The following is a 5,344-nucleotide window of genomic DNA, read 5'->3' on the forward strand; positions in this document are numbered from 1 at the left end:
GCAGTATGTACAACTACACTCAGTAACAACCCTTGAGTATCTACTAATATGTGTCGTTTTCTTCCTTTTACCTTTTTACCAGCATCATAACCTCTAATCCCCCTTTTTCAGTCGTTTTTACCGACTGTGAATCAATTATACCCTAGAAATGGCTCTTCAGTTCTTCCTTGTTTGATTCTGACTTTTCTTTCCTACGGAATGCTACGCAAACGTAACATATCATTGATTTCTTTCCATACTCCACTGCGTTGCCAACGATAAAAATAGGTAGCTACGGTTTGCCAAGGTGGTAAATCATGAGGAAGTGCCCCCCATGTACAGCCGTTGTGTACGAGGTAGAAAATACCATTAATAACTTCTCTTGTATCGACACTTCCAGACCTACCACCAGAATGGGGTGGAGGAATCAGCCGCCTTCAAATTTCCCACTGTTCATTGGTTAGGTCACGCTTGATAGTTTTTTCTTTCCATAGGAGGGAAAATCATGACAATTATCATTGTCTTATCTTTTGCGTTATGGCGATCGCTTTCCCTTACAAAACTTTACAAACAGTCTCTTAGGGCTTGCTGATTAAGTCTAAAAGCATTTATAGATAAAGCCAAAGTGCCTTTTTGGGGTAAAAAAAGTGCAAGCTAAAAGGAGGGTTTAGCTCAAAATTCTCACTTGCATGAGCTGACAGAGGCGGAAAAATCAACAGACAATTCTTCCGACTACCTACTCCTGAGGAGGAGACTCCTACCCTCATCAGGGCGACTTTTTCAGCAAGCCCTACTTAGGCTTAAATTTCATAGCCACGTTAATTGTGTGATTATCGTCTTGAGGTAGGTCTTCTTCCTAGCTGAGAGGGAGTTCTTCCTGTAATGTACCTAGACGGAGTTTTCCGAGCTGCAATAAGGTCAGCATAGCTAACTTGTGGTGGTCGCCGTAGTTTTATCAAATCATTCTTAATAGATGCAGACTTCTGAGGTAACTCCTTCTTGATCTTAGTTACGGCTTCAGAAATACTCGCTTGAATGTCACTATTGGGATCTTGAACTTTGAATGCATCACCTAACTTGTCAGCAATTTTCGTTAACCCTTCTTGTGTCGTATCATCATACTCTCCAGGCTTAAATTTAATTGATATAGCCGTAGAATTATCTTGATCTCCATGGTTAACTTTTTGAATGGTGAAATAACTTAAGCTCCTGTTGAAATGAGATGCCATAAAAGATCTGACAGGTTCTGGAAGATTGGTTGGTGGTATTATTTTATTGTCAGTTACTGTCTTCCATGGTTTTAACTCTGTCTCCACATTGAGTCGATTAAAGTAGCTTTTGAAAAGTCTAAATTTTGCCAACTAATAGGTCTACCAAGATAGTCGGTTTTCTGCATAACTGTTTTCTTTTCTTCATCGCACTTATCAATAGACTTGTCGCTTTATAACTTAAAAAAAAATCCCAAAAGCCTTGTTCTGTAAGGATTGTAGATATTGAATAGTAAAAATCATGGGAATTATTGCTCTGTCTAGGTTAGAGTGATTTTTTTCCTTTATTTAGCGACAACTCTAATACCGATGCTACCGGACATGATATGACTTAGCTGTGTTGCTACTTTTTTGATAATACTGGCTGCACCATTACAGTCAGCATTAATAACTTGACCTTTTGCAGAACGATACAAGCCACAATTAACAAGCTTTCCTGATGGCTCCCACCTTTTCCTACGGAATGTTACGCAAACGGGTTTCGCACCAAATGTCGGCAGAAAATCATCCGATACTAAAACTAGCCTTACTCGTGTAACTATCCTCAGTCTCAACAAACTTAATCCCATACTGCTCAGATAATTCAGCTATCTTGGTTTTTAACTTGGCTGTAGGTATTTGAACAAACTGTTGGTTATTTTTTTGCCAATGTTAATACTATCTTTTTGGCGTTGATTCCACCCAAAAACTACTGTACCTATTTGATGCTCAATGCACCAGTTGATCACAAATCTAGCTGCTTTGTTCACATGATCACGCATCTGAAGGTTGCGCTTTTCAGTAATAGCTGCTAAGTTATCGTCCCAGTAGTCACCAGACTGGCCTGATTTTATTTCTGCGTTGTAGATTAATCGTACACAGCCCAAAGTTCTCCGCAACAGATTTTCCTGTTCTGGAGTTGGGTAAAACCTAAATTTGTACGCTTTTTCAACCATCTACAACTTACTAAAAACTTTTTATGCTTTAACATATTGTGTGTGAAACCACAACATTGATTGGCATTCCCATACGACGCTCCCGACAAGGAGAGCGCGGGTCTTCTGCCAACATTTAGATCAAAAGAACTTCCCATGCTTTTGAGCGACTACCTAAGAGATGGATTGTTGAACGCACTTTTGGTTGCTTGAATAGATTTCAACGTTTAAGCTCATATTATGAGGTGTATTCAGATGTAAGTGAAGCCATGATTTATGGCTCTTTAATTCACCTTATGGTTAGGCGACTAGCTAGCTAAGATTTACTTTATAAATCAGCTCTTAGCCATTAAATTAAAGGTAATAAAAATTCTTTTCTACCTTTGTTAATTCCTGACTCCGAATTCCTGAGTTCCTGCTACCTGCTTCCTGACTCCGAATTCCCGACTCCTGACTCCTGAGGACTGACTCCTGACTCCTGAGGACTGACTCCTAATTAATATCCGCTATTCAACAATACCAATAAATCTCTCAAATTAAATCCCTCAAATTTGATGACTGAGAAAGGTCGTAAATAGCTAAAATGAAATATAATTCTGAAATTTTTTGATAATTATGAGTGTAGTTAGCCAAGTTATTCTCAAAGCAGACGATGAATTACGTTATCCCAGTAGTGGGGAACTTCAAGCCATAAATACTTTTTTAAAAACAGGCGAGCAGCGCGTGCGTATTGCTAGCGTGCTTTCTGAAAATGAGAAAAGAATTGTAGACAAAGCTAGTCAAGAGTTGTGGCGCAGGCGTCCAGATTTTATTGCCCCTGGTGGTAATGCTTTTGGTCAACGGGAACGTGCTTTGTGCCTCCGGGATTATGGTTGGTACTTGCGTTTGATTACTTATGGGGTACTAGCTGGTGATAAAGATCCAATTGAAAGTATTGGTTTGATTGGTGTTCGGGAAATGTACAACTCATTGGGTGTACCAGTTCCTGGAATGGTAGAGTCAATCCGTTGTTTGAAGGAAGCTTCTCTTGCTTTACTTGATGATGAAGATGTTCAGGAAGCTGCTCCTTACTTTGACTATATCATTCAGGCTATGTCCTAAGTTTTTTTGTTTTTTGTAGCATGACTACCCATCTAAGGAATTCTTGGATGGGTTCAATTTTTAGAGTTTTGACTGATTAAAACTTCAACAAAAGTCAAAATAATCCCAACTTAAATTTATTCAATTATTTTGCATCACACCACCAGCGATCGCCACTAAAATTAATACCCCAAAAGCTAATCTATACCAAACAAATATCCATGTATCTTTAGTTTGTAAGTATCTAATCAACCAAGCAATTGCTACGTAAGAAAAAATTATTGCAGATATAATTCCAGCAATAGTAGGTGCTAAACCCACACCTCCAAAACCCTCATCCAATAGAGTCTTAAGTTCAACTAAACCTGCTAAAGTAATCGCTGGAAGACCCAATAAAAAAGAAAATTTTGCTGCTGTAGCCCTTTCTAACCCCATAAATAGGCCACCTGTAATAGTTGAGCCAGAGCGAGATACTCCGGGGACTAATGCCAATGCTTGAGCTAATCCCATGAGTATGCCATCTTTAATATCTAGTTGCTCAAAGTTACGTTTTCGACTGCCAATTTTCTCTGCTATTCCTAATAATAAAGCCATAACTATTGAAGCAATAGCGATCGCCACTGTACTGCGCAAGGCCGAGTTATCAAAATCTGGAATAAATATTTTGATTAGTAACCCAAAAAGTATTATTGGTATGCTTCCCAGTACTATTCCAACTGCCATTCGGAAATCTGGAGACTGGTAATCGGATGTCACTATAGATTTATATGCACCAATCACGATCTTTGTCAAATCCTGCCAAAAATACCAAACAACTGAAAAAATACTGCCCAATTGAATCACAGCGGTAAAAGCCACACCAGGATCTCCCCAACCCAGGGCAACAGGAACAATCTTGAGGTGAGCCGTACTACTAATAGGTAAAAATTCTGTTAATCCTTGCACCATTCCTAGAATAACTGCTTGAAAAATATTCATTTGTGATAGCTGCTCAGAGGTGGAAACTGGGTCCAAAGGCAATGATTGGCCTACTTTGTCGTCTAAAGATATAAAAATTAGGGCGCTGACAATAACAGCAAATAAGAATTTCATTAAGTAGGGTTTGAAGTAGAACTATTAATCGATTATAGCATCAGAAGTATCACCACTTTTTTGAGTTTTGAGGAGTGGAAACTCTTTATTTCATAGGATTTTTGTTTATTATTAACTCTTCCTAAAAAATCCCCTAGGAGGGGATAAAATACCTGTTATTATCAAAGATGCCCCTGGAGGGGATAATAAATGTGATATGTTAAATTAGATAAACTTAAGTAAAAAATATTAAAAATATCTTGTTGAATAATACTTTGTTTGCTAAAGTCACAATGCTTTACCCAGAAAAATTTGGGACAAATTTATTTTTCGGCGTTGCTGAAAAAATTAGAATCAGCCAAAAATGGGCTGTGTTTTGTACTGCCATATTTCTAGTGTCAGTGCCAGTCTTTTTTCAAGCTCCAATGGTACGTCAACTACCTTGGTTAAGTTTGGCTATGACAGGCTTTTGGTTATGGCTAAGTTTAAAACTACTTAAAGATAGAGATACCCATATATGGGGCGATCTATTATTGGGATTTACTTGGAGTTGGTTCACAGGATCAATATACTGGGGTTGGCTACGACAGGAACCACTCCTCCATTTACCAGTTGAGGCGATATGTGTACCTTTTGCTTTATGGTGTTTGGCGCACAAAAGAGAAATGATAGGTAACTGTTTTTACCTTGGTTCTCTACTAGGTACAGCAGTTACAGATGGATACTTCTACATAACTGGTCTTATTCCTTATTGGCGACGATTAATGATAGTTGAACCAGATATGGCCTTAGAAGTATTCCAAGATGCTTTAACTCAAGTACGTACTTCCTGGGGAATAATTTGGATATTTGTTTTGGTGGGAATTCTATTGCTTTTTGGTCTTGTACCTTTGCAATCAAGCAAGTTATACTTTTGGACCTTTGGAGCAGCAGTATTAAGTACAATTTTAGTGGACAGTCTATTTCTATTAGCTGCTTGTTTAGCCTAATACTAAGTAATATAGTCAGAGGGGGTGCAGTAGAAGAAGAAAT

5 protein-coding genes and 3 pseudogenes are annotated in these 5,344 nt (G+C 38.3%); 3 read left to right on the plus strand and 5 right to left on the minus strand.

What is annotated here, in order from left to right; translation table 11 throughout:
- From F6K13_RS35815 to F6K13_RS16605, 4 genes and pseudogenes are all read right to left on the minus strand, one after another.
- Positions 1–401, minus strand: a pseudogene (locus F6K13_RS35815) (IS5 family transposase); the annotation flags it as partial.
- 408 nt (positions 402–809) lie between these two features.
- Positions 810–1,340, minus strand: a complete 531-nt coding sequence (locus F6K13_RS16595) for a hypothetical protein (RefSeq protein WP_124144184.1) — start codon at positions 1,338–1,340, stop codon at positions 810–812.
- Between the two features lie 191 nt (positions 1,341–1,531).
- Positions 1,532–1,804 (minus strand): hypothetical protein, encoded by a 273-nt coding sequence (locus F6K13_RS35210; protein ID WP_205127596.1) that lies wholly within the window; start codon positions 1,802–1,804, stop codon positions 1,532–1,534.
- 282 nt (positions 1,805–2,086) lie between these two features.
- Positions 2,087–2,182: pseudogene (locus F6K13_RS16605) on the minus strand (helix-turn-helix domain-containing protein); the annotation flags it as partial.
- A gap of 140 nt (positions 2,183–2,322) precedes the next feature.
- Here F6K13_RS16605 and F6K13_RS16610 point away from each other — a divergent pair.
- Together F6K13_RS16610 and F6K13_RS16615 are read left to right on the plus strand one after the other, a co-directional pair.
- A pseudogene (locus F6K13_RS16610) lies at positions 2,323–2,481 on the plus strand (IS5/IS1182 family transposase); the annotation flags it as partial.
- A 295-nt stretch (positions 2,482–2,776) separates the two neighbouring features.
- A complete protein-coding gene (locus F6K13_RS16615; protein WP_124144190.1) occupies positions 2,777–3,262 on the plus strand; it encodes an allophycocyanin subunit alpha-B in 486 nt (161 codons plus the stop codon).
- 120 nt (positions 3,263–3,382) lie between these two features.
- On the opposite strand, the gene F6K13_RS16620 is transcribed toward F6K13_RS16615, so the two are convergent.
- On the minus strand, positions 3,383–4,219 hold the full coding sequence (locus F6K13_RS16620; protein ID WP_240038865.1) for an undecaprenyl-diphosphate phosphatase: 837 nt from the start codon (positions 4,217–4,219) through the stop codon (positions 3,383–3,385).
- Positions 4,220–4,572: 353 nt separating this feature from the next.
- Here F6K13_RS16620 and F6K13_RS16625 point away from each other — a divergent pair, with 353 nt between their 5' ends.
- Positions 4,573–5,301 (plus strand): DUF3120 domain-containing protein, encoded by a 729-nt coding sequence (locus F6K13_RS16625; protein ID WP_339379404.1) that lies wholly within the window; start codon positions 4,573–4,575, stop codon positions 5,299–5,301.
- The last annotated feature ends 43 nt before the right edge of the window (positions 5,302–5,344 follow it).

Origin of the sequence: Okeania sp. SIO2B9, assembly GCF_010672505.1 — a bacterium.
In the GTDB taxonomy this organism is placed as follows: Bacteria; Cyanobacteriota; Cyanobacteriia; order Cyanobacteriales; family Microcoleaceae; genus Okeania; species Okeania hirsuta.

What these genes read in the sequence shown, in the direction of transcription:
- F6K13_RS16615 (WP_124144190.1), top strand. Translation starts at nt 2,777, where the DNA reads ATGAGTGTAGTTAGCCAAGTTATTCTCAAAGCAGACGATGAATTACGT.
- F6K13_RS16620 (WP_240038865.1), bottom strand. Translation starts at nt 4,219, where the DNA reads ATGAATATTTTTCAAGCAGTTATTCTAGGAATGGTGCAAGGATTAACA.